General features: G+C 70.5%; 18 protein-coding genes. 11 read left to right on the forward strand and 7 right to left on the reverse strand.

The features are described 5' to 3' along the window. Positions 1-4: 4 nt before the first annotated feature. The 4 genes from ASF20_RS01530 to ASF20_RS01545 all read right to left on the reverse strand — a co-directional run bounded on the left by ASF20_RS01530 (position 5) and on the right by ASF20_RS01545 (position 4671). On the reverse strand, positions 5-781 hold the full coding sequence (locus tag ASF20_RS01530; protein WP_244472537.1) for a sugar phosphate nucleotidyltransferase: 777 nt from the start codon (positions 779-781) through the stop codon (positions 5-7). 449 nt (positions 782-1230) lie between these two features. Then, a complete protein-coding gene (locus tag ASF20_RS01535) occupies positions 1231-1473 on the reverse strand; it encodes a hypothetical protein (RefSeq protein ID WP_156647926.1) in 243 nt (80 codons plus the stop codon). A 355-nt stretch (positions 1474-1828) separates the two neighbouring features. Next, positions 1829-3130, reverse strand: coding sequence for an SLBB domain-containing protein (locus ASF20_RS01540; RefSeq protein ID WP_056270105.1), 1302 nt, complete (start codon positions 3128-3130; stop codon positions 1829-1831). A gap of 80 nt (positions 3131-3210) precedes the next feature. After that, positions 3211-4671 carry a hypothetical protein gene (locus ASF20_RS01545; RefSeq protein WP_056270106.1) on the reverse strand — a complete coding sequence of 487 codons (1461 nt, stop codon included), beginning with the start codon at positions 4669-4671 and terminating at the stop codon, positions 3211-3213. A gap of 645 nt (positions 4672-5316) precedes the next feature. On the opposite strand from ASF20_RS01545, the gene ASF20_RS01550 reads away from it, so the two are divergent. From ASF20_RS01550 to ASF20_RS01580, 7 genes are all read left to right on the forward strand, one after another. Next, positions 5317-6096, forward strand: a complete 780-nt coding sequence (locus ASF20_RS01550) for a response regulator transcription factor (RefSeq protein ID WP_056215579.1) — start codon at positions 5317-5319, stop codon at positions 6094-6096. A 426-nt stretch (positions 6097-6522) separates the two neighbouring features. Then, positions 6523-7434: a hypothetical protein gene (locus ASF20_RS01555; RefSeq protein WP_056270109.1), complete on the forward strand. Its 912-nt coding sequence runs from the start codon at positions 6523-6525 to the stop codon at positions 7432-7434. Beyond that, complete coding sequence (locus tag ASF20_RS23750) at positions 7428-8351, forward strand: hypothetical protein (RefSeq protein ID WP_056270110.1); 924 nt, start codon at positions 7428-7430, stop codon at positions 8349-8351. The genes ASF20_RS01555 and ASF20_RS23750 overlap by 7 nt, the downstream gene beginning before the upstream one ends. Beyond that, on the forward strand, positions 8348-9919 hold the full coding sequence (pelF, locus tag ASF20_RS01565) for a GT4 family glycosyltransferase PelF (RefSeq protein ID WP_056270114.1): 1572 nt from the start codon (positions 8348-8350) through the stop codon (positions 9917-9919). The genes ASF20_RS23750 and pelF overlap by 4 nt, the downstream gene beginning before the upstream one ends. After that, a complete protein-coding gene (gene pelG / locus ASF20_RS01570; protein WP_056270118.1) occupies positions 9907-11352 on the forward strand; it encodes an exopolysaccharide Pel transporter PelG in 1446 nt (481 codons plus the stop codon). Before pelF ends, pelG begins: the two co-directional genes overlap by 13 nt. After that, positions 11345-12316 carry an endo alpha-1,4 polygalactosaminidase gene (locus tag ASF20_RS01575; protein WP_056270120.1) on the forward strand — a complete coding sequence of 324 codons (972 nt, stop codon included), beginning with the start codon at positions 11345-11347 and terminating at the stop codon, positions 12314-12316. The genes pelG and ASF20_RS01575 overlap by 8 nt, the downstream gene beginning before the upstream one ends. 128 nt (positions 12317-12444) lie before the next feature. Next, positions 12445-13443: a GDP-mannose 4,6-dehydratase gene (locus tag ASF20_RS01580; protein ID WP_082501118.1), complete on the forward strand. Its 999-nt coding sequence runs from the start codon at positions 12445-12447 to the stop codon at positions 13441-13443. A gap of 103 nt (positions 13444-13546) precedes the next feature. On the opposite strand, the gene ASF20_RS01585 is transcribed toward ASF20_RS01580, so the two are convergent. Further along, on the reverse strand, positions 13547-13786 hold the full coding sequence (locus tag ASF20_RS01585; RefSeq protein WP_056215557.1) for a hypothetical protein: 240 nt from the start codon (positions 13784-13786) through the stop codon (positions 13547-13549). 263 nt (positions 13787-14049) lie between these two features. Next, positions 14050-14784, reverse strand: a complete 735-nt coding sequence (locus ASF20_RS01590; protein WP_056270124.1) for a Crp/Fnr family transcriptional regulator — start codon at positions 14782-14784, stop codon at positions 14050-14052. A 1209-nt stretch (positions 14785-15993) separates the two neighbouring features. Between ASF20_RS01590 and ASF20_RS01605 the strand changes: the two genes are divergently transcribed. The 4 genes from ASF20_RS01605 to ASF20_RS01620 all read left to right on the forward strand — a co-directional run bounded on the left by ASF20_RS01605 (position 15994) and on the right by ASF20_RS01620 (position 20625). Then, entirely contained in the window at positions 15994-16902 is a 909-nt protein-coding gene (locus ASF20_RS01605; protein WP_056215717.1) for a LysR substrate-binding domain-containing protein, read from the forward strand. Between the two features lie 134 nt (positions 16903-17036). Then, entirely contained in the window at positions 17037-18230 is a 1194-nt protein-coding gene (locus tag ASF20_RS01610; protein WP_056215542.1) for a CaiB/BaiF CoA-transferase family protein, read from the forward strand. After that, positions 18227-19195, forward strand: coding sequence for a hydroxymethylglutaryl-CoA lyase (locus ASF20_RS01615; RefSeq protein ID WP_244476293.1), 969 nt, complete (start codon positions 18227-18229; stop codon positions 19193-19195). The genes ASF20_RS01610 and ASF20_RS01615 overlap by 4 nt, the downstream gene beginning before the upstream one ends. A 107-nt stretch (positions 19196-19302) precedes the next feature. Continuing rightward, positions 19303-20625: an MFS transporter gene (locus tag ASF20_RS01620; protein WP_056215539.1), complete on the forward strand. Its 1323-nt coding sequence runs from the start codon at positions 19303-19305 to the stop codon at positions 20623-20625. A 43-nt stretch (positions 20626-20668) separates the two neighbouring features. On the opposite strand, the gene ASF20_RS01625 is transcribed toward ASF20_RS01620, so the two are convergent. Beyond that, on the reverse strand, positions 20669-23752 hold the full coding sequence (locus ASF20_RS01625; protein ID WP_056270132.1) for an efflux RND transporter permease subunit: 3084 nt from the start codon (positions 23750-23752) through the stop codon (positions 20669-20671). Positions 23753-23754: the final 2 nt, after the last annotated feature.

Below are 23754 nucleotides of genomic sequence, written 5' to 3' on the forward strand. Positions count from 1 at the left end.
CGGGTCACGAGGCCAGGAACAGGCTGCGATCCGAGACGAACATCTGCTGGGCGAGGGCGAAGTCGTCGGGACGCCCGATGTCGAGCCAGACGCAATCCTCGTGGAAGCAGGCCACGTCGCCGCCGGCCGCCTTCACCTGGGCGATGAGGTTGGGCATGTCGAGGAAGGTGTTGGGCACGAGGTGCTGGCGCACCGCCTCCCGCGACAGGGCGTAGACGCCCATGCTGACGAAGTGCGTGCTCTTCGGCTTCTCGCGATAGGCCGTCATGCGGCTGCGCTCGTCGATCTCGATCAGGCCGAAATCGATCTTCACCTCGCGCTCGAACACGCCGATCGAGATGTCGGCCCCGGCCTCCCGATGGGCCGCCATCATGTTCTTGAGGTTGAGGGTCGTGAGAAGGTCGCCGTTGGTGACGAAGAAGGCCTCGTCGAGGTCGTCCAGCATGGCGCCGAGGGCGCCGGCGGTGCCGAGGGGCTGGTCCTCCAGCCGGTAGCGGATGTTGAGGCCCAGACGCTCGCCGTCCCGGAAGAACGCCTCCAGCAGGTGACTGAGGTGGTTCACCGCCAGGATCACGTCGGTGATGCCCGCGCATTTCATCTGGCGCAGCAGCAGCTCCAGGACCGGCATGTCGTTGAGCGGCATCAGGGGCTTGGGGAACAGCGCCGAGTAGGGATGAAGCCGCGTCCCCTTGCCGCCGGCCATCACCACCGCCTGCTTGATCGCCGGCGTCGAGGTGATCTGCGGCGCCAGGCGCTCGGATGCCGCGTCGTAGAGATGCAACGCATGCGCGGATTCCGAAGATCTCAGATGATGATCTGCCCGGTCCGGAACGACCTCAAGCATTGCGCCCTCCTAAATTTTCCGATTGAAATTGAATTTGTGGCTGACGAATATTGTCCTCGCAGTAGGGATTAACGGATTTTTAAGACTCCATAGCAACCGCCATGGTGGGCTTAGCGGCCGCATCCAAGGGACGCGCGCACTAACCCGATTTCGCTACGGTGTAGAGCAGTTGGGGGGAGCCCCTCCAAAGCGTGAAGCCCGGACATCGCTCCGGGCTCCCACGTGCCGGCGGGACGTCCCTCCCGCAAAGTCTCATGGACCGAATTTCGTCGACGAGGTTGATGCGTGGCCTGCCCGGTCACGGCTCCGCTCTAGGCGAGCGCACGCGCAGGTCGCCGATCGCATCCAACGAAGTTGAACGCCTGGCGGCGCCGATCATCGCCATGTCAGCCAACGTCCTGCCCGAGCAGATCCGGACGTCCCGGGAGGCCGGGATGGACAACCCTATCGGCAAGCCGTTCAACCGGGCCGCCCTCGACCGGATGGTCGACAAATGGCCGTGCTCGGGGTCGGGGGCGATGCCGCCCGCCGACCAGGCGGTCGCGGAATCCGGCCTCGTCGATCGCCGCATCGAAAACGAGATGGTCGTACGACGAGATCGTCGCCCTGATCGGCGCGCCGCGCACCACCGGCCTCCTCCTGGCCTTCGCAGAGGAACTGGACACGCGCTTCCTGCACGAGGCCGAGACCGAGGAGGCTCGCAACGGCCTGCGCTTCGAGGTCCACAGCTGCGTCTCATCGGCGGGGACGCTCGGCTTCCCGGCGCTCTCGGACGCCTGCCGCACCCTCGACGGCCGCGACGAGCGGCGAATCGCGCAGGCCGGGCCCGAGACCTTCCGCCGGCGGCTCGGCGCGGTGCGGATGCTGGCCCGCCGCGTGCGCGGCGGCGCTCGCGCCCTACGGCCGGCCGCGGGCGACAAGCCCGGCGACCTATCCGCGATCCGCCGCCGGCCAGGGCCGACCGTCCGGCGTTCGATCCGACGGCTAGGGTGCCGCGTCGGCCCGGGATGGGGTCGCCTCGGCCGTGGCGTTCCGGGGATGCTCGTCTCCGCGCGGATCGATCACGACCTTGAGCACGTCGCCGGGCTCGAGGGTGTCGGTCTCCGTGACGGAGAGGACCTGTGCGCCGCCAGCCCCGCTGCGCACGATGCGATAGGCGAGGACCGGATCGCGTGCCCAGCCCGCACTCATCGTCGCGCCCACGACGGAGGCCGTCGACAGGGCGCGTTCGGCGGAGACGATCTCGGCATCGATCAGGGCGATCTCGCGCTCGGCGGCGAGGCGGTGCCGGGCATTGCCCTGGTCCAGGGCCTCGCGGGCCATCCTCTGGCGCTGCTCCGCCTGCAGGATCCCGACTTCGTAGTCGCGCCGGCGTCCCTCCATGTCGATGAAGTCGCGGCGGACGTCGGCGACGCGCTCGCTCTCGACCACCTGCCGGGAGAACAGCGCCTCCATGGTGCGCAACCGGTCGCCGCGGGCCGCGATCTGGGCCCCATAGGTCTCCAGGCGCTTGCGCAGGAGGTCGACCTCGGTGCCGGAGGCGTCCGCCGCGGCCTTGCGCGATCCCTCGTCGCTGGCCTGGAGGCTCGCCTCCAGGCGCAGCACCTTCGCTTCGGCGCCCAGGAGAGCCGTCGCCTCCTCGGGTCCCGCCAGGGTCCGAAGCCGCTCCTGCGCCTCCGTGCCCATCCGTCCCGTGGTCAGCGCGGCCTTGCGCGCCAGCGCGCGCTTCAGCCGGGTGCGGGCACCGTCCTCCCGCTCCCGTTCCCGCAGGGTCTCCACCACCCCCGAGAGGGTGGCGGGATCCTTGTCGCGCCCCCCCGCGAGGGCCACCGCCTGCAGCACGATCATGCCGCCCGCGTACGGGTAGGCACCCGGCGCGCGGACGGACCCCACGACGAAGACGGGCGCACGCTGCACGAGGCCGACCGTGACCCCGCCGTGCCGGCCGAAGGCGGTCTCGAAGACGCCCATCAGGTCGGTCTTGAGCGTCTCCAGGGGCTTTCCGGCCGCCGGGACGAAGCCGAAGAACGGCAGCGAGAGGGCGCCACCCTGTTCGACGGCGTATTCGCCCGAGAGGTCCACCCGCTGGTAGAAGGTCTGGATCACCGCGGCGGCGCCCGCGGACTGGCCCTTGTCGCCGGGCGCCGGATTGGGGATCTCCATGGTCTCATAGAAGGTGATCTTGAGCCGGTCCCCGGCGCGGAGGACCGGCCCGCCCTCGGCCAGGGCCGCCCGACCGGCCAGAAGGGTGAGCACCGCGAAGGCGACGGCTCGGCATCTCGACATGACCTCGGCTCCTTGAGTTCGTGGGATTCGGCGTGTTCGTGGGATTCGCCCCGGTGATCGGGGTGTCGTCGGGGCGCCGCTCACTGCACACTCCGGGCGTCGAGCCCGGCCTTCGCTGTGGATTGAACCTGCGCCTGCTGGGCCTGCGCCTGCCGCGCGATGGTCGCCGGGGCGAGGGCGCTTCGACGCAGGGCGTCGAGGCCGAGGCGCTGCTCTCCGCCATGGCCGAGGCGCTCGGCCAGCCGCAGCTGGACCGGGAGCAGGTCGGTCGGGAGCCGGTCCCGGCGCAGGAGATCGCCCAGGGCCGCCAGGGCCGCCGCGTCGCCGGAGATCAGGCTGACGAGCGCCACCCACTCGATCCGGGCCGGAGCGGTCAGGGTCTCCGGATCGACGGATTCGAGGACGCGGCGGGCCAGGAACGGGTTGCCCTCGTGCAGCGCCAGCCGCGCGGCGAACAGGGGCTGACGCTGCAGGGCGGCCCAGGGCAGGCGGGGCCGCAGCGGCGCGATCGCATCGAGGCCGTAGCGCAGGGCCAGGGCTTCCACGATCGCGATCTGCGCCTCGTACCAGCCGGGTTCGGCGAGGATCCGCGAGGCCTTGCGCCAGAGCGCCGCGACGTCTCCCACCGCATAGGCGGCCGCCACGTAGCCGGCCACCGCGTCGGAGGAAGGCTGTGGACCGCCCTGCGCCCAGTCTTCGAGGAGCATAGTGGCGATGCGCCGGCTCCCGTCCTCGGCCACCACCCGCGCCAGGTAGAAGCGCGTCGCCGGGCTGAGGGCGATCACCTGCGCGCCGAGGGCGACGGCGGAAGCCGGGTCCCCCCGCGCCGCCATCCGGCGCACCACGTGCACGCCGAGCCAGGGCTTGTCGCGCCAATCGGCGACCCAATGACCGGCGCGCTCGGCGGCCTCCTCCCGCAGGCCTTCGGCGAGAAGGAGGTCGAACAGGACGATCCGACCGATCTCCTGCGTGGCCGGCATCAGCGCGTCGGCCCGGCGCAGGGCGTCCAACGCCGCCGCGCGCTCCCCGGCCCAGGACAGGAGAATGCCCAGGCGCTCGACGTCCACGGGCCGCAGCAGCGTCTCGTCGACGATGCCCTTCAGGAATTCGCGCTCCTCGTCGAGGCGCTCCTGGGCCCGGTAGAGGTCGAGGAGCGCCCACAGGCGCGGCCGGGTCGGGGCCAGGGCCACCAGGGTCACCAGGGTACGGGTGGCGGCCGGACGGTCGTCGGACGCCCGGTAGAGATTGGCGAGCCATTCCAGGACCTGCACGTCCCCGGGCCGCTCCACCAGGTACCGCTCGAGGAGATCCTCCGCGAGCCCCCGGTTGCCGGTGGACTCGAGGGCGCGCGCGGCCGCCGCGAGGAAGGCCGGATCCCGGCGTCCCAGGGCGAGGAGCCGCGCCAACTCGCTCGCAGCCTCGCTGGTTCGCCCGTCCCGCGCCAGCATCGCGAGCTGCTCCTCGGAGCCGGGCGAGAGGGCGTAGGCGGTCGCGGCGGCGGCAAAGGCCCAGAGACCGAGGAAGCGCCAGCCGATCCTCATGGCCGCCCCGCCGCACCCGCGCGTCCGGGTTCACGAGGACGACCGATCGACGATGTGCCGTGACTGGCCAACATGACGTGTTGTCCGCACCCAAGCTCCGATGCGAGCCATGAGAGCAAGTAAAAAACAAAACACAAGAATTCAAAACTAAGGTTTTCAAGCTGTATGATACCGCGAATGCGTCCAAAACCGGTGAAACTAATGCTTTTTCGCTAAAGGATGACCTCCTTTTTCATCGGGATCTGCTCGACGGACGCAGGCGATCCTCGGTCAACAGACGTAGGAGACCGTGAGCGTTGCCGCTTGGGAACCGTACCGTCCGCTCCCCCTGTGGCGCACGGAGGACAGCTCCCAGCCGCCAGTGGGGAGCCTGCGCGCGCCGAGGCCAGCGCCCACAAGGTTTCAGCAGAGCATTCGGAGCCGGATTTCCGCGATCGATCCCGAAGGAGACCGGTAATTCCCTATTCCGGAAGTCGAAAAACTACCGATATTCTATCAAAGATTAATACTGAAACGATCGTTAAGTAATCGCTTGTAATCCGCACAATCCCAATGTAGCTAATCAAATCGTCGCGGCACACATCTCGGATCTCACGAGTGGCGCTGGAGTCGGCGCATGCCGAAGACCGCATGGGAGGGCTGACTATGTCACTCGTCGCAATCGAATCGGGCATTTCCGTTGCGAGGGCTGAACAATCCACGGTCGTCATCATCGACCCCCGGGTCCTGTTCCGGGAGAGCTTGATCTCCCAGATCCAGAAAAGTGCCGACGCCCCCCAGGTCCTGGGCTTCTGCAGCGTCGGACTTTGGCAGAAGGCCGCGACGGAACGGCCCCCGGCCTCCGTCATCGTGATCGCGGCGACCCATCGCAGCATCGCCCAGATGGAGAGCGAGCTGGATACCCTCGTCAGCGTCAGTCCCGGCGTTCCGATCGTCCTTCTGTCGGAACTCGAGGATTACCATCAGGTCACCGAGGCGATGCGACGGGGGCTCAGCGGATTCATCCCGATGACGAGTTCCGTGAAGGTGGCCCAGAGCGCCATCGCCCTGGTGCTGGCCGGCGGCTGCTTCGTCCCGTCCGGGATCGTCTGCACGCCCCCCGCGCCTCCGGCCGCGGAGGCGCGCGGACGCGGGTCGGTCCGGCTGACGGAGCGCGAGGCGGCCGTGCTCGGCGTCCTGCAGATCGGCAAGCCGAACAAGGTGATCGCCTATGAGCTCAACATGTGCACCAACACGGTGAAGGTGCATGTGCGCAACATCATGAAGAAGCTCCAGGCCAAGAACCGGACCGAGCTCGCCTATCTGGTGAACACCAAAGGCGTGGTGTCCTGGGCTCCCCATCTCGGCGGCGCCTGGTTCCACGCGCGGCCCTCCGCGGATCAGGCGAAGGCCGCGCAGACCCTGACGGTGACGCACAACGCCTGATGCGGGCTCCGCTCGATCGCGAAGCGGTGTCCGTATCGGCAAGCCGGCGCGGCGCTCGAGCGAAGCCCGCATCCGCCATCCCCAAGGGATCGGACGGATGTGGTCCGACCCGGGGCTTCGTCCGCCGCCCGGATCCGAGCCGCGCCCGGCCGACCGGGCGCGCGCCCTCGGCCGGGCGGAAGACGGGCGGCCGGACGGGTAACACGGACGGATGACAGCATTGGTCCTGCGCTAATCCAAGATCGCTAGGTCAGGCGATATTTCTTCCCAGCTGAATTCCTGCTCTTTTCAAGATGTTTCAGGATCTTGCGGTGCGCCGGCGATCGACTTCGATGGCCTGCCGCGGATGCCTGTGGGGGGGGCCATGCGGTGACGACTGCGGCGGCGGGTGAGCGGGGCGCATCGGATCAGGATCGGTCCAGCCCGTTGCTGGGATGGCGGCGCTACGTCCCGGAGGCCATCGGGCTTGTCCTGCTCCTGGTCCTGATCGACCACCTGGTCTTCGACGGCAGCCGCTATGCCTGGATGACACCCCGGCCGTTCTGGATCCCGGTCATCCTGATCTCGGCGCAGTACGGCCTCGCGGGCGGCGTCTTCGCCACCCTGGTGGCGACCCTGGCGCTGTACAGCTCGGCACTGCCCTCGCAGCTCGCGACCCAGGATTACTACGCCTACTCACGCCAGGTCGTCGCCGAGCCGACGGCGTGGCTGGCCTGCGCCCTGGTCCTCGGCGGGTTGCGCAGCCTCCACATCTTCCACGCGGCCGAGTTGCGCCAGCAGCGGGACGACGCCCTCGACGAGGCCGACAGCCTCGGCCGGGGCCTCTCCGCCGCCATGGCGGAGATCGGTCGCCTCGAACTCCGATTCGCCGCCGAGACCCGCACCCTCGGCAGCGTGAGCAAGGCCTTCGCCTGCCTGGACGCCGAGGATGGCCTCCGCCTGGCGACGAGCCTGGCGGAGCTGGGCCGCCGGCTCGTGGGAGCCTCCCGACTCACGGTCTACGCGGCCACGCCCCGGGGCCTCGCCCCCCTGGCCACGGTCGCGGAGGGCGGAGCGCGCGACCGGGACACCGCACCGGCCATCGATGGCATGCTGGCCGAAGCCGTCGCGCAGGCGCCGGACCGGCTCTGGCGCCGGGATCGCGCCGCGGATGCCCGGAGACTGCCGGACGGCGCGGTCCTCGCCGTCGCCCTTCCGGCCCACGGCGCCCCGGGCCCGCGCGGCCTGCTCCTGATCGAGGGCCTGCTGCCCAACCAGACCCTCGCCGAAGCCGCGCCGCGCGCGCTGGACCTGGCGCTGGCCATGGGGAGCCTGGTGGCCGGGGCGGAGCGATGCTGATCGACGTTCCGGATCCGCTCGCCGCCGCGCGGCCCCGGACCGCCTGGGACGCGCACCTTCGCGTCCCCCGTTCCCCGACCGTGGTCGCCCTCGCCACGGCGCTCGGGGAGCTCGCCCTCGCCGCGGCGCTGCTCCATGCCCTCGTGGGTCCCGTCGTCGTCCTCGCGGGGCATGTCGGCCTGTGCCTGATCCTCGGCCTGCGCACCCTGCAGGACGCTCAGGCACCGGGCGAGGCGGCGCGGCTGGCGCACCTCACCCTCTGGACCTTCATCGGCGGTCCCTTCGGCACCCTCCTGGCGATCGGCCTCGCCCTCCTCGATCGCGGCGCGGCGCCTCCGCGACCGGCCGAGGCTTTCGGAACCTGGCTCGAGACGGAGGGTCATCTCGACCCGCGAACGGATTGCGGCCGGCTCAGCAGCGACCTGCGCGATGGGCGTCTCCGGGTCGGCAAGGCCAGCAGTGTGGTGCCCCTGGCGGACATCCTCGATGGCGGCGCGAAGGAAGCCAAGTTCGAGGCGCTGGCGATCGTGGGGCGGCGCTTCGATCCGTGCCTGACCCATGTGATCCGCGCCGCGCTCCAGGATAGCGACGCCTCCGTGCGCGTGCTGGCCTCGACGGTCCTCGCCAAGCTCCAGACCCGCTTCACCCGGGACCTCATCGCCCTGGAGGTGGCCGTCGCCCAGGCCCCGGGCGCGGCCGGCCCCTGGCTCGCCCTCGCGGCGGCGCGCCGCGCCTACGCCGAGTCGGGCCTGACGGAGCCCCTGCAGGCCCGCACGGAGATGGCGGCCGCCCGCGTCGCCGCGAGCCAGGCCCTGGCGGCCGAACCGGAGAACACGGCCGCCCGGGCGCTGCTGGCCGCCATCGAGGCCGAGAGCGGCGCTCCGACCCCGCCCCTCCCGCGGGAGGCCCTGCCGTGAGCGCGCAGACCGCCTCCGGCCCATCGGACGTGTGCCTGCTCGTGGAGGGCGGGTACCCCTACCTCCTCGGCGGCGTCTCCTCCTGGACCGACAGCTTCATCCGCAGCTTTCCGGACAAGCGCTTCAGCCTCGTGGCCTTCACGACCTCGGACCAGGAACGGACCCGGAAGTTCGACCTTCCGGCGAACGTCGAGCGCATCGTCGACGTGCCCATCGACGCCTGCCCGCCGGGACGCCTGCCGCTCCTGCGGGGGCGGGAAGCGATCGCGCCGCTGATCCGGGACCTGCAGGCCGTCCTCACCGATGGGGGCGCGCAGGCCTGGGTCCGGTGCGTCCGGGAGCTCGACCGGTGCGATCTCCGGCAGCGGGCCCTGCTCGATTCGCGCCCGGCCTGGACCGCGCTCGAACGGATCTACGAGGAGATGCTCCCCGGGGCGCCCCTCGTCGATTTCTTCTGGACCTGGCGCTTCCTGGCCCGCAGCCTCATCGCGATCGCCACCACGCCGATCCCGCCGGCCCGCATCTATCACGCCATCTCGACAGGCTATCCGGGACTGTTCGGGGCCCGGGCCAAGGCCCTGACGGGGCGGCCCTTCGTGGTGACCGAGCACGGCATCTACACCAACGAGCGCCGGATCGAGCTCTCCGTCGCCGACTGGATCTACGAGTCCGGCGCGGGCGGGTTCGACGTCACCGGCACGGCTCCCGAGCTGCGACGGGTCTGGCTGAACGCCTTCAACGCCATGGCGCGGATCACCTATGACGTCGCCGACCTCATCACGACGCAGTTCCGGACCAACCAGCTCTACCAGATCGAGGACGGGGCAGCCGAGGCGAAGCTGCGCATGATCCCGAACGGCATCCGCCTCGACCAGTTCGCCGACATCCCGCCCGGTCCGCAGCCGCGCCGCCCCACCGTCCTCCTGGTCGGCCGCCTCGTCCCGATCAAGGACATCCGCACCTTCATCGAGGCTGCCGGCCTGCTGCGCCGTCAGGTCCCCGACGTCGACGCGATCATCATCGGGCCCGAGGACGAGGATCCCGCCTACGCGGCCGAGTGCCGGGCCCTGGTGCGCCAGCTCGGCCTGCAGAACACCGTCCGGTTCCTCGGCCGGGTTCAGGACGTGAAGACCTATTTCGGACAGACCGACGTCATCGCCCTCACCAGCATCAGCGAGGCCCAGCCCCTGTCGATCCTGGAGGCGGGAGCCGCCGGCGTGCCCGCGGTGACGACCGATGTCGGCTCGTGCCGCGAGATTCTCGAAGGACCGGACGGGCCCGACTCCGACACGGCGGGCGGATTCGTCGTGCGCGCCTGCGACCCGCAGGCGACGGCCGATGCCCTCGCGCGCCTCCTGCGCGACGGCGACCTGCGGGCGCGCATGGGCCGGAGCCTGCGCGCGCGCATCCGTACGGTGTTCGATCAGGACCGGGTCGTCGGGCTCTACGAGGCGCTTTATGCGTCGCTCGACCCGGCCTCGCTCGATCCACCAGCCCCCCGAAGCTCTCAATCCCTGCGGGATGACGGTCCGGCGGCGGAGATCGGGAGGATTCCATGGCCGGCCTAGGCTTCGCCCTCGAGCGCATGACGCAGGGGCGCTCCCTGACCAGCACCGCCGGAGCCTACGTCTACGCGGCCCTGCTGGTGGCGGGTCCGTGGATCTTCACGGTCCTGGCGATCGGCGGCATCGATCTCGCCGCCTGTCCCACCGACGACTGTCCCGGACTGCCGCTCTTCCGCTCGGTCATCATCTACAACGCCCTGATCTCGGCGATTCTCACCGGCCCGATCGCCTTCGTCTGCACGCGCTTCGTCTCGGACCAGGTCTGGCTGAAGCGCGACACGAGCGTCACCTACGCGTTCGTCGCCGCGCAGGCCCTCTTCGCCGCCGCGGCCCTCGTCGTCGCCGGCCCGCTCTACCTGTTCGCGGCGGACCTGCCCGGCCCGGATACGGTGGCCGGTCTGCAGAACCTGCTGCTGATGGGCGCGGCCTGGCTCCTGATCCCCTTCATGGGCGCGATCCGGAGCCACGTCATCGTCGCCGTGGCCTTCGGCGCCGGTGCGGCCGTCATGGTCGCGCTCATCGCGATCGCCCCGAGCAGCGAGCCGCTCCGGCTCCTCACGGCCTTCAACATCGGGCTGACGGTCGTCGACCTCGTCCTCGCCCGCCGCCTGCTGCAGGAATACGGGGTGGCGCTCGTGCCCGATGCCGCGCTGGCGCGGTCCCTGCGCACGCACTGGGACCTGCCGCTGATCGGGCTCACCTGCGCCCTCGGCCTCTGGGTCGACAAGCTCATCATGTGGGTCGCCGCGCCCGTCGGCGTGACCACGGTGGGCGGCGCCTTCCGGACTATGCCGAACTACGACACGCCGATGTTCTGGGCGCAGCTCGCGTCGATCCCCATCCTGGCGGTGTTCTTCGTCCACGTGGAGACCAACTTCTTCCGCCTGAGCCGCGCCTTCTACGGCAGCCTCGCCCACGGGGTCAGCCGTCGCGACCTCGCGCGAAAGCAGGCACGCCTGTCGCGCTTCGTCATGGCCAAGCTGTCCGGGTTGTTCATCGCCCTCGCGGCCGTCGCCCTCATCGCCATCCTGGTCTCCTACGTGGCGATCGAACCCCTCGGACTGCGGGCGAGCCAGATGGGCATCCTGCGGGCGGCCCTGGTCGGAATGGTGTTCCAGACCAGCGCCTCCTTCTGCTTCATCTTCCTGCTCTACTTCGACCTGCGCCGCCACGCCCTCGCGGTCTCGGCGACGTATTGCATCCTGAACGGAACGCTCACCGCCGCCCTCCTGCCCCTCGGATTCCCGTTCTTCGGATACGGCAACCTGTTCGCCTCGGCCCTCACGTTCCTCCTCGCGGTGACGCTCCTCGCCCACGAGCTGCCCTGGCTGCATTTCCATGCCTTCGTCACCAACAACACGTCCCTGCGGCCGGCCGAGGCACGGGCCCGGCCGGTTCGCCGCTACTTTCGATTCAGAAGGTCGAGCGATGCGTGATCCCGCCGATGGACGCCGCAGCGTCGGGCGTCCAAGCATCCTGCATCCCAGCATCCTGCATCCCAGCATCCTGCGCCCCAATATCTTGCGCCGAAGCGTCCTGCGGCTGCTCGCCGGCCTCGGGGCCGCGGGCCTGCTCCTCGACCGGCCGGCCCGCGCGCGCGACCGGCTCCGCCACCCCCATCTGGCCTGGACGCTGTTCTACGGCGAAGACCTGGAGCCGGCCGCATTCGAGGGCTTCGACCTCGTCGTGCTCGATCCGGGCTTCAAGAGCCCCCTGACGCCGATGCGGGACCTCGGAACCGAGGTGCTCGGCTATCTCAGCCTCGGCGAGATCAAGCGCACGAGTCCCTTGTTCGCGCAGCTCGACGACCCGGATCTCCTCCTCGGCGAGAACCCGAACTGGCCCGACACCGTGCTGTGCGACGTGCGCCGGCCCGCCTGGCGTGCCCTGATCCTGGACGTCGCGATTCCGGCTCTGCTGGAGCGCGGGTTCTCCGGGCTGTTCTTCGACACCCTCGACACCCCGCCCCATCTCGAGCAGACCGACCCCGAGCGCTATGCCGGCATGCGCTCGGCCGCCATCGACCTCGTCCGAACCATCCGCCGGCGCCATCCCGACCGGATGCTGCTGATGAATCGCGGCTACGCCCTGCTGCCCGAGCTCATCGGGCAGGTCGACGGGGTCGTCGCCGAGAGCCTGCTGACGACCTACGACGCCCCAGCGAACGGCTACCGCTGGACGGAGCCCCGCGAACTCGACCCGCACCGGCAGGCCCTGCGCCCCCTCGCCGAGGCGGAGCCGCCGGTGCCGATCCTCAGCCTGGATTACTGGGACGCCGAGGACAGCGCGACCATTCGCGAGATCTACACCCGTGAACGCGCCCTCGGGCACCGCCCCTACGTCGGGCAGATCCTGCTCGACCGGGTCCTGCGCGAGCCGCACGCCCGTGCTGAGCGCTGAGCATCCTTCGGCCCACGCCCGAAATCCCGCTGAAAGCTTCCTAATCCGTTTGTGTCGATTGCGCAGATCCTGACCGTGCGCTGAACTACTTGAAACTGTGTTTCGGTAAAGCCGTTGGGGAGCATGAGATGGACGGAACAGCATGGCAGGGCAAGCGGGTCGCGGTGACCGGCGCCGGCGGATTCATCGGCAGCCACCTCGTGGACGCCCTGGTGCGGGCCGGCGCCGAGGTCACGGCGATCGTGCGCTACAATTCCGGCGCCCGGGTCGGCAACCTCGACTTCCTCGACCCCGAGGTCCGGGCCGCGATGACGGTGGCCTTCGGCAACATCGAGGACAGCGACTTCATCTACCAGACCCTCGAGGGCCTGGACGTCGTGCTGCACCTCGGCGCCCTGATCGCGATACCCTATTCCTACGAGGCGCCGCGCAGCTACGTCCGCGCCAACATCGAGGGCACCCTGAACGTGCTCCAGGCCGGGCGCCGCAGCGCCGTCGGGCGGATCGTCCATACGAGCACCTCGGAGGTCTACGGGACGGCCCTGCGCACGCCGATCGACGAGACCCACCCGCTCCAGGGGCAGTCTCCCTATTCCGCCTCCAAGATCGCCGCCGACAAGCTCGCCGAGAGCTATGCCCGCTCGTTCGAGCTGCCGGTCGTGACCCTGCGGCCCTTCAACACCTACGGGCCGCGCCAAAGTGCCCGCGCCTTCATCCCGACTATCATCTCGCAGGCTTTCGCCCGGGACGAGATCCGCCTCGGCTCCCTGACGCCGGAGCGCGACATGACCTACGTCTCCGACACGGTGGCGGGCTTCCTCGCGGCCGGCTCGCAGCCGGGCATCGAGGGGATGACGATCAATCTCGGCACGGGCGAGACCTACTCGGTCGGCTGGTTCGCCCACCGCATCCTCGAACTGATGGGTGTCGACAAGCCGATCGTGACCGAGGCGCAGCGGATGCGGCCGGAGCAGAGCGAAGTGCTCAAGCTGATCTCCGACAACGGTCTGGCGCGCCGCGCCATGGGCTGGGCGCCGCGGATGTCGATCGATGACGGCCTCTGCCGGATGATCGACTTCGTCCGCTCGAACCCCGGCTTCTACGCCACCGACCGTTACGTCACCTGACCCGGGCGCCCTGTCCCTGGCGCGGCGTTTCGCCAACCCGGCCCGGGCCGGCGCCGGACGCAGCCGGGGCTTCCCCGGCGTGACGGGGGGCCCGGACCGGCGATCAGCGAAGCAACCAGGTTCCGATGCAACACAGGGCGGCCGAATACACCGGATGGCCCTCGTCGTCCGTCACCAGCACCGTGAAGGCTTGGCAATGTCCGTCCGCCCAACCTTCGTGGATCGCGATCTCGGGCAGGATGCGCTTGGCATGAAGGACGGCTTCCCGCGGACCCGCGAATTCCGTGCCGACATCGTCGCGCTCGGTGTGTCCGTCGTAGATGTCGAAGAAGTACCGAGGCATGGATCCCTCCGCACAGGCCCCGAAGAGCCGCGACGGCTCGTACGTGCGGGAAGGCCTTAAAGGAGCGCGATCACCGGACGCGAATCCTGTTCAGCACGCCGCCGGGCGGCATTGATCCATCGCAATGCAAGCGAAAGACCGCGGATCATGGTCGGCAAGCTGTCCATGATGACAGCCGCTACCGCTGGTGTCTGGACCTCTCCAAACAGGCGCCGGCGGTGGCGTCATGCCTCCGAACGGCCGCGGCATCGCGGGCCGACGGCCTACGCCACACGCGGTGCGTTCGCCTCGGGCGCGAGGTGCAGGTAGGCCGGGTCGAACATCGCGAAGTCCTTGAGCGCTTCGACATCGGGGATGGCCACCCGCTTGCCGTCGAGGGCGATCAGCCTCCGGCGCTTCAGGCTCCCGAGCGTCCTGTTCACATGAACGGGCGACAATCCGAGCGCATCGCTCAGGTCGACCTGCGTGAGGGGAAGCTCGTACCCGTTCCCGGTCGCCAGCCCGACGGATTGGAAGCGCACCAGAAGTTCGCAGAAGACATGCGCGAGCCGCCTGTCGGCCGGGCGATGCCCCACGACGAGCAACCACTCGCGCAGGATCGCCTCATCGACCAGCGCGGCGCAGCGAAGGACGTGATCCAGCGACGGATAGCTGGCCGTGAGCCGGCCCAGAACGTCGTGCGGGACCCGCGCCACCTCGCACAGGGTGAGCGTCGCGATGGAATGGTCGAGCGCACCGATGATCGGCACGTTGAGATCGCAGACATCCCCCGGAATGAGGAAGGCGAGGATGACCCGGGTCCCGTCCGGCAGGAATTTGCAGCGGCAGGCCAGTCCGCTGCGAATGATGTGGAGGTGATCCGGAACGTCGCCCTCCGAGACGATGTCCGTCCGGGGACCGACGAAGCGGCCGTGAACGTTGGCCTGCTCGAGAGCGTCCCGGTCCGCATCCGAAAGACTGAAACGAGGTTCGAACTTGCGGATAAAAGATCCGAACACGTGCCCCTCTGAAGTCGCCACCGAAGATCGACATTTGATATTAGATCATAGCGATCCTCGAAAATATATAGTCAAAAAGTATGATCGTCTCCGATCAGCATCAGGATCGAATAAGTCGCTTTTGACGGATCATGCTGGGTCTGACGCCGGATATCGCGATCATTCAGGGCAGGATGCTTGCGAAGGGGTAGAGAATCCGAAGCATTACCCGAAGCTCTGATCTTCGGAAGAGTGTCGCGGCCGAGAACCATCGCAGGGCCCGCGATGGCGCGCTCATTCTCACCCGGGCAGCGCCTTCACCTCTCCGGGGCCTCTGTCCGCCCCCTTGGGCGTTCGGAGGGTGGCACCGGGAACGTCGGCGGCGCGGGAACCTCCGGCACTGCGGGCGGCGCGAGGGGCCGCGTCGTGGCGGCCGAGATCCGTCGGGGTCCGGCAGCGCCCGTCGTTCAGGGGCAGCGACGTGTCGAGGTCGTGGGGCAGAGCGGGAAGCCGAAGCGGGAGACCCCGAAAAGGCAGGGCGAGCGTCGGCCGCCGCCACGCGGTCGCGATCGGCCCGAACCGCTGCGCCGGCGTGGTCACCCCCCGGACCTCGTCCGCACCGCCGGCCATGGCGTGCGGGACGATTCCGTCGCCTCGGCGGTCGTCCGGTCCGAAGGGGCCCGCCCGAGCACGCGGACCGACCGGGTCGCGGCGCTCGCCCGCTGCGACACCCTCCCGGACGACCTGCCGTCCGCGTCTTCCCGCCTGCAGCCCTGTCCCTCGACACCGCCGTCCTGCGGCTCTCCCGGCCCGTGCCCGGACGCGAACCGCTCCGGCTCGGCCGGCCCACCGTGCCCCAGGCGCTGACCCTCACCGGGGCGGGGCTGTCGCGCCAGGGGCATCGGCTTCCTCAGGACGACCCGCCTCGACCCGGTGCTGCGCACCACGACAGGCCTCCTCATCGCGGTCGCCCGCGGCGGGGCTGAGGTCTGCATGGGGGATTCGCGCGGCCCCGTAGTCGCCGACGGCCCGGGCGTCTGGGGCGTCGCCGGCGCCGTCCGCTGGCCCGAGGCCGACCCATCGGCCCCGGAGGCCGGTTCTCCGGGCCTTCGGAGACGGACGCGCCGATCTGCCGCCGCCGGGCTGGTCCGTCGGGCCGTCCGGCGCTGTAGTCTCGCCGGAGCCCCGGGGTGCAGTCCGCGCCGGTCGGGGCCGGTGAGAGGGATGGACATGCTGGCCCCGACGCTCCTGCGGCGCCTCGATCCGACGACGCTGCGCCTGTTCGTGGCGATGTGCGAGGACGGCACCCTGACCCAGGCGGCCCGGCGGGCGGCGATCGCCCCCTCCGCCGTCAGCAAGCGCCTGGTCGAGCTGGAGCAGAGTCTCGGCGTCCAGCTGATGACGCGCCAGGCGCGGGGCATGGTGATGACCCCGGCCGGGGAGACCCTGCTCCATCACGCCCGGCGCATGCTGCACGACGTCGAGCAGATCGTGGTGGAGCTCGCCGAGCACGCCAAGGGCGTCCGGGGCATCGTGCGGATGTTCGCCAACCTGTCGGCTATCGTGCAGTTCCTGCCCGAGGACCTGCGCGCCTTCCTGGCGCGCCAGGAGGCCATCAAGATCAGCCTGGAGGAGCGCCCGAGCGGCGGCGTGGTGGCCGGCGTCGAGGCGGGCCTGGCCGAGCTCGGCATCTGCTCCGGCAGTATCCCGGCCCGAGACCTGACCAGCGTGCTCTACCGCCGCGACAGCCTCGTCGTGGTCATGCGCCACGACCATCCCCTGGCGGACCGGCCCGCACTCGCCTTCCGGGACACCCTCGACCACGACTTCGTCGGGCTGCACGCCGAGAGCTCGATCTATGCCAGCGTGCGCGGCGAGGCGCAGAGCATCGGCCGCCCCTTGCGCCTGCGCGTCCACGTGCCGGGCTTCGACGCGGTCCTGCGCATGGCCCAGGCCGATATGGGGCTCGGCGTGGTGCCCCTCGGGGTCTTCGCCCTCCTGGGAAGCGCCATGGACCTCGCCGCGATCCCCCTCACCGACCCCTGGGCCCAGCGCGAATTGCGCATCGTCTCCCGCCCCGGCGAACGCTCCCCGGCGGCGAGCCTCCTCGTCGCGAGCCTCACCGCCGACGCGGCCTGAGCCGCGAAGCGTTCTCCGGACGCGAACGGTCGTCGCCGAAAGACGGTTGGCCTTCGCCGGCCCTGCGCGGCTATCGATGGGCAGGAAGACGATCCGAGAAGACCGTCGCCGACAGACCACCGGAGGAACCGTTCATGGCCGGACCGCTCGCCGGAATCCGCGTTCTCGAACTCGGACAGCTCATCGCCGCCCCCTTCGCCGCCCGCCTGATGGCGGAGTTCGGTGCCGAGGTGATCAAGGTCGAGGCACCGGGGGAGGGCGATCCCCTGCGCAAGTGGCGCAAGCTGCACGAGGGCACCTCCCTCTGGTGGTACCTCCAGTCCCGCAACAAGAAATCCATCGCCGTCGACCTGAAGGCGCCGGAGGGCGCCGCGGTGGTGCGGGCGCTCGCCACCAGCGCCGACGTGGTCATCGAGAATTTCCGCCCCGGGGGGCTGGAGAAGCTCGGGCTGGGCTGGGCGGACCTCTCCGCCCTCAACCCCAACCTCGTCATGGTCCGGATCTCCGGCTACGGCCAGACCGGTCCCTACCGCGACCGGCCGGGCTTCGGCGCCATCGGCGAGGCGATGGGCGGCCTGCGCTTCACCACCGGCCATCCGGACAGCCCGCCCGCCCGCGTCGGCGTCAGCATCGGCGACACCCTGGCCTCCCTGCACGGGGTCATCGGCGCGCTGATGTCGCTCCTCCACGTCAAGACCGCCGGCGGCAAGGGCCAGGTCATCGACGTCTCGCTGGTGGAGAGCGTCTTCAACGTGATGGAGAGCCTCGTCCCGGAATACGATCTCCTCGGCGAGGTCCGCACCCGGACGGGCGGCGCCCTGCCGGGCATCACGCCCTCGAACACCTACCCGACCCAGGATGGCGGCTACGTCGTCATCGCGGGCAACAGCGACCCGATCTTCCGGCGCCTGATGCGGGCGATCGGCCGGCCCGACCTCGCCGACGACCCGGCCCTGCGCAGCAACGACGGCCGCTCGGCCCAGGCCGCGCGGCTCGACGCGGCCATCGCGGACTGGTCGGGCGCGCGCAGCATCGCCGATGCGCTGGAGGCCCTGGAGGCGGCGCAGGTCCCCGCCGGCCGGATCTACTCGGTGGCCGACATCCTCGCCGACCCGCACTACCAGGCCCGCGACATGATCCTGCCGACCGCGCTGCCCGGCGGCACGGCGGTGAAGATGCCCGGCATCGTGCCCAAGCTCTCCGAGACCCCCGGAGAGGTGCGCTGGTCCGGTCCGGCCCTCGGCGCCCACACCGACGCGGTGCTGGCGGATCTCGGCTACGACGCCGCGGCGATCGCGGCCCTGCGGACCACGGGAGCGGTGGCGTGAGCGGCGGCCTGAGGCGCAGCGGGACCGGAAGCCCGGGCGACGAGACGCCCCTGATCGTCCAGGAGGTCGCGCCCCGCGACGGCCTGCAGATCGAGCCCGCCTTCGTCGAGACCGCCGACAAGGTCGCGCTGATCGACGCCCTCTCGGCGGCGGGCTTCAGCCGGATCGAGGCGACCTCGTTCGTCTCGCCCAAGGCGGTTCCCGCCTTGCGCGACGCCGCCGAGGTGCTGGCCCGGATCACCCGGCGCCCGGGCACGCTCTACGTCGCCCTGGTGCCGAACCTGAAGGGCGCCGAGCGGGCGCTCGCGGCCCGCGCCGACGAGCTCAACCTCGTCATGTCGGCGAGTGAGACCCACAACCGCGCCAATATGGGCCTGACCCGCGAGGCCTCCCTCGACGCCTTCGCGCGGATCGTCGCGGCGGCGCGCGGCACCGGCGTGCGCCTCAACGCGACGGTGGCCACCGCCTTCGGCTGCCCCTTCGAGGGCGGCCAGCCGGCGGAGCGGGTCCTCGACATCGTCGCGCGCTACCGCGCCCTCGGGATCGACGGCATCACGCTGGCCGACACCACCGGCATGGCCAACCCGCGCCAGGTCGGCGACCGCGTGGCCCGCGCCCTCCGGCTCGTCCCGGCCGAGGCGCTGACGCTCCACTTCCACAACACCCGCGGCCTCGGCCTCGCCAACGTGCTGGCGGCGCGGGCGGCCGGCGCCCGGCGCTTCGACGCGGCCCTCGGCGGCCTCGGCGGCTGCCCCTTCGCCCCGGGGGCCACCGGCAACATCTGCACCGAAGACCTCGTGAGCATGGCCCACGAGATGGACATCCCCACCGGCCTCGACCTCGACGGGCTGATCGCCCTGTCGCGCGGGCTGCCGGCCCTCGTCGGCCATCCCGTCCCGGGGCAGGTGGCCCAGGCCGGGCGCCCCGGCGACCTCCACCCGCCGCCGCCCGGGATCGCGGCCTGAGGCGGGGGTTCGACGCAAGACAAGCCCAACACGCAAGATCGGCAGAACCCGCAAGACCGCCCGGATAAGGGCGGCGCGCCATCGAGACGCCTCCAGGGAGAGACACCATGACCCTCGCCGCTCCGGCCGCCCTCGGCGCGCCCGCAGAGACCCGCGAAGCCGCCACCTACCGGAAGATCGCCTGGCGGCTGATGCCGCTGATCATGGTCTGCTACCTGTTCGCCTTCTTCGACCGCATCAACATCAGCTTCGCCAAGTTCCAGCTCCAGAGCGACCTCGGCTTCAGCAACACCGCCTACGGCCTCGGCGCGAGCCTGTTCGTGGTCGGCTACGTCATCTTCGAGGTGCCCTCGAACCTGATCCTGTACCGGGTCGGCGCCCGGCGCTGGATCGCCCGGATCATGATCTCCTGGGGGCTCGCCACCGCCGCCATGGTGTTCATCACCCAGGAATGGCACTTCTACGCCCTGCGCTTCCTCATCGGCGCCATGGAGGCGGGCTTCGCCCCCGGCATCCTCTACTACCTGACCCTGTGGTTTCCGGCCTCGCGCCGCGGGCGCATCACCTCGATGCTGTTCGTGGCCTCGGCCTTCTCGGGCATCGTCGGCGCCCCGGTCTCGGGGCTGATCCTGAGTTCGCTCAACGGCGTCGCGGGACTGGCCGGATGGCAGTGGCTGTTCCTTGCCGGCGGCCTGCCCTGCCTGCTCCTCGGCGCCCTGGTGATGCGCCGCTTCGACGACCGCGTCACCGATGCCCGCTGGCTCACCGACTCCGAGAAGAGCCTGGTGGCGAGCCAGATCGCCGAGGCCAACCGCGGGATCGGCGACCACTCGCTCCTGGGCGCCATCCGCAGCCCCGGCTTCCTCAAGGTCGGGCTGATCTACTTCCTGCTCCAGATCGGCTCCTACGGCCTGAACTTCTGGGGGCCGGACCTGATCCGGACGGCGAGCGGTGCCAGCACCGGCCTGGTCGGGCTCCTGGCGGCGCTGCCCTACATCTGCGGGGCGATCAGCATGGTGGTGATCGGGCGGCTGTCCGACGCCTCCGGGAACCGACCGAAATTCGTGGCCGGCCTCGCCATCGCGGCGGCCCTGGGCTTCTTCGCCGCCGGCCTGTTCGACCGGCAGATCGTGCCGCTGATGCTGGCCCTCTGCCTCGTCGGCACCGGGATCGTCGCCTCGATCCCGACCTTCTGGACCCTGCCGCCGAAGCTCGTCACCGGGGTCGGCGCCGCCGGCGGCATCGCCCTGATCAACACCCTCGGGCAGTTCGGCGGCATCGTCAGCCCGGTCATGGTGGGCTGGGTCAAGGACCTGACCGGATCGACCACCCCGGCCATCTGGGTGATCGCCGGGCTCTGCCTCGCGGCCGCCGCCATCAGCCTGTTCGCCCTGCCGGCCCAGCTGCGCCGCAGCGACCGGATCGACTGATCCGTCGCGGGGCGCCCCTTGCCCGGGGGCGCCCCGCGTGACCTCAGGCGTGGGGGACGGGGAGGGGCGCCTCGTCCGTCGCGCCGACGAAGCGGCCGAGGAGCCGGCCGAGGACGGCGCCGAGGCTGTCCATGAGCAGGAACACCGCCGGCACGAAGACCAGCGAGAGCAGGGTCGAGACGATCAGGCCCGAGATCACCGCCACCGCCATCGGCGCGCGGAACTCGCCGCCGATGCCCAGCGCCATGGCGGAGGGCACCATGCCGGCCGCCATGGCGATGGTGGTCATCACGATGGGCCGGGCGCGCTTGCGGCCGGCATCCACGATGGCGGTGACCCGGTCGACGCCGCGGGCCATCTCCTCGACGGCGAAGTCCACCAGCATGATGGCGTTCTTCGTCACCAGCCCCATCAGCATCAGGATGCCGATCACCACCGGCATCGAGATCGGCATGTTCAGGATCAGCAGGCCGAGGATCGCGCCGCCGATGGAGAGGGGCAGCGAGAACAGGATGGTCAGCGGCTGCAGGAACGAGCCGAACAGCAGCACGAGCACCGCGTAGACCATCATGATCCCGGCCCCCATCGCCATGAGGAAGCCCGAGAACACCTCGCCCATGATCTCGGCGTCGCCGGTCTGCCGGATGGTGACGCCCGGCGGCAGGGTCTTGGCCGTGGGGGTCTCCAGCGCCTGGGCGATGAGGGAGCCGAGGGCGTCGGAGCCCTCCATGTTGGCCTCCACGGCCACGCGCACCACGCGGTCGTAGCGCTCGATGGCGCCGGGCCCCTGGTCGAGCTCGATGTCGGCGACGGCCGCCAGCGGCACGGCGGCGCCGTTCTTGGCCGGCACCTTGAGGTTCTCGAGACGCGAGACCGCGCCGCGGGCGCTCTCCGGCAGTTGCACCCGGATCGGCACCTGCCGGTCGGGCGCGTTGAACTTCGCCAGGTTCAGCCCGATGTCGCCGATGGTGCCCACCCGGACGGTCTCGGCGATGGCGTCGGTGGAGACGCCGAGATCGGCCGCCGCCCCCGCCTTCGGCCGGATGCGGACCTCCGTGCGGTTGAGGGGGGCCGTCGACATCACCGAGACCAAGTGGGGGATCGCCGCCATGTCGCGCTGGAGCCGGGCGGCGACCTCGGTGACCACGTCGACATCGGGTCCGCCGACCACGAGAGCGAGGTCGCGCTGGCCGCCGTCGCGCAGGGTCCAGGAGCGGATGTCGGGTTCCTGGGCGAGCAGGCCGGCGATCTCGGTCTCGATGGCGGCCTGCTTGGCGGAGCGCTGATTCTTCGGCGTCAGGTTGACGATCAGGGTGGCGAGCCGGGTCTCCTTCTTGCCGCCGGCCTGGCGGCCGCCGTCGACGAAGACCGAGACCACCTCGGGCAGGGCCCGGATGCGGGCCACCACCCGGTCCGAGACCGCGACGGTGTCGGGCAGGCGGGCGCCGGGCGCGAGCTCGACCATGAACAGCGTGCGGGCATTGTCCTGCTTCGGCACGAACCCCGAGGGCAGGAGGCCGGTGGAGGCCAGCGAGCCGGCGAACAGCGCGAGGCCGACGATCAGCGTGACGACGCGGTGGCGCACCGACCAGCCGACGACGCGGCCATAGGCGCGCATCACCGGGCCCTCCTTCGCCTCCTCGTGGTCGTGGTCGCGCAGGAAGTAGGCGGCCAGCATCGGGGTGATCAGGCGCGCGACCAGCAGCGACATGAACACCGAGACCGCGATGGTGAGGCCGAACTGCATGAAGTAGCGGCCCGCGATGCCGCCCATGAAGGAGACCGGTGCGAACACCGCGATCAGGGTCGCCGTGATGGCGATGACCGCGAGCCCGATCTCGTCGGCGCCCTCGATGGCGGCGCGGTAGGGCGATTTGCCGAGCCGCATGTGCCGGACGATGTTCTCGATCTCCACGATGGCGTCGTCGACGAGGATGCCGGTGACCAGCGTGATGGCGAGCAGGCTGATGCCGTTCAGGGTGAAGCCCATCGCGTCCATCGCCCAGAAGGTCGGGAAGACCGAGAGCGGCAGGGCGATCGCGGCGATCAGCGTCGCGCGCCAGTCGCGCAGGAACAGGAACACCACCAGCACGGCGAGCGCCGCCCCCTCGATCAGGGTGTGCATCGCCGAATCGTAGGAGCCGATGGTGGCCGCCACCGAGGAGTCGATGGTCTCGAACCGGATGTCGGGATAGGCGGTCTTGAACGCGGCGATGCGCGTCTCGACACCGGCCGCGACCTCGGCGTCGCTGGCGCCCGAGCCGCGCGAGACCGCGAAGGCGACCACCGGCTCGCCGTTGAAGCGCGCGAAGGTGCGCGGCTCCTCGATGGCATCCTCCAGCGTCGCCAGTTCGTCGAGGCGGACCTTGCGGCCCCCGGAGAGCACGATGGAGGTGGCCTTGAGGTCGCGCAGCGAGCGCGAGGCGGCCAGCGTCCGGATCGACTGCTCGCGCCCGCCGACCTCGCCGCGGCCGCCCGCCATGTCGGCGGAGGTCAGGCGCAGCTGACGGTTCACGTCGGCCGCCGTGATGCCCAGCGCCAGCAGGCGGTCGGGGAGCAGGGTGACGCGCATCTCGCGGGCGACGCCGCCGACGCGCTCGACGCCGCCGACGCCCTTCACGCCCTGGATCGAGCGGGCGACCTTGTCCTCCACGAACCAGGACAGCTCGGCCGGCGTCATGCCGGGCGACGTCACGCCGTAGATCAGGATCGGCAGGCCGGTGATCTCGACGCGCTGGATCACCGGCTCGTCGATGGTGCGGGGCAGGTTGATGCGGATCTTGGAGACCGCGTCCTTGACGTCGTTGACGGCCCGGTCGGTGTTCACCTCCAGGCGGAACTCCACCGTGGTGACGGAGGAGCCCTCGGTGATGGCCGAGGTGATGTGCTTGACCCCGCGCACCCCGGCGATGGAATCCTCGACCCACTTCGTGACCTGCGTCTGCAGCTCGGCGGGGGCCGACCCGCTCTGCGTGATCGTCACCGAGACGATCGGCACGTCGACGTTGGGCATCCGCGTCACCGCGAGGCTGCGGAAGCTGACGAGACCGAGCACGATCAGCACCAGGAACAGCACGAGCGGCGCGATCGGGTGGCGGATCGCCCAGGCGGAGATGTTCAGGCGCATGC

It is taken from the genome of Methylobacterium sp. Leaf88 (assembly GCF_001422795.1).
Taxonomy (GTDB): Bacteria; Pseudomonadota; Alphaproteobacteria; order Rhizobiales; family Beijerinckiaceae; genus Methylobacterium.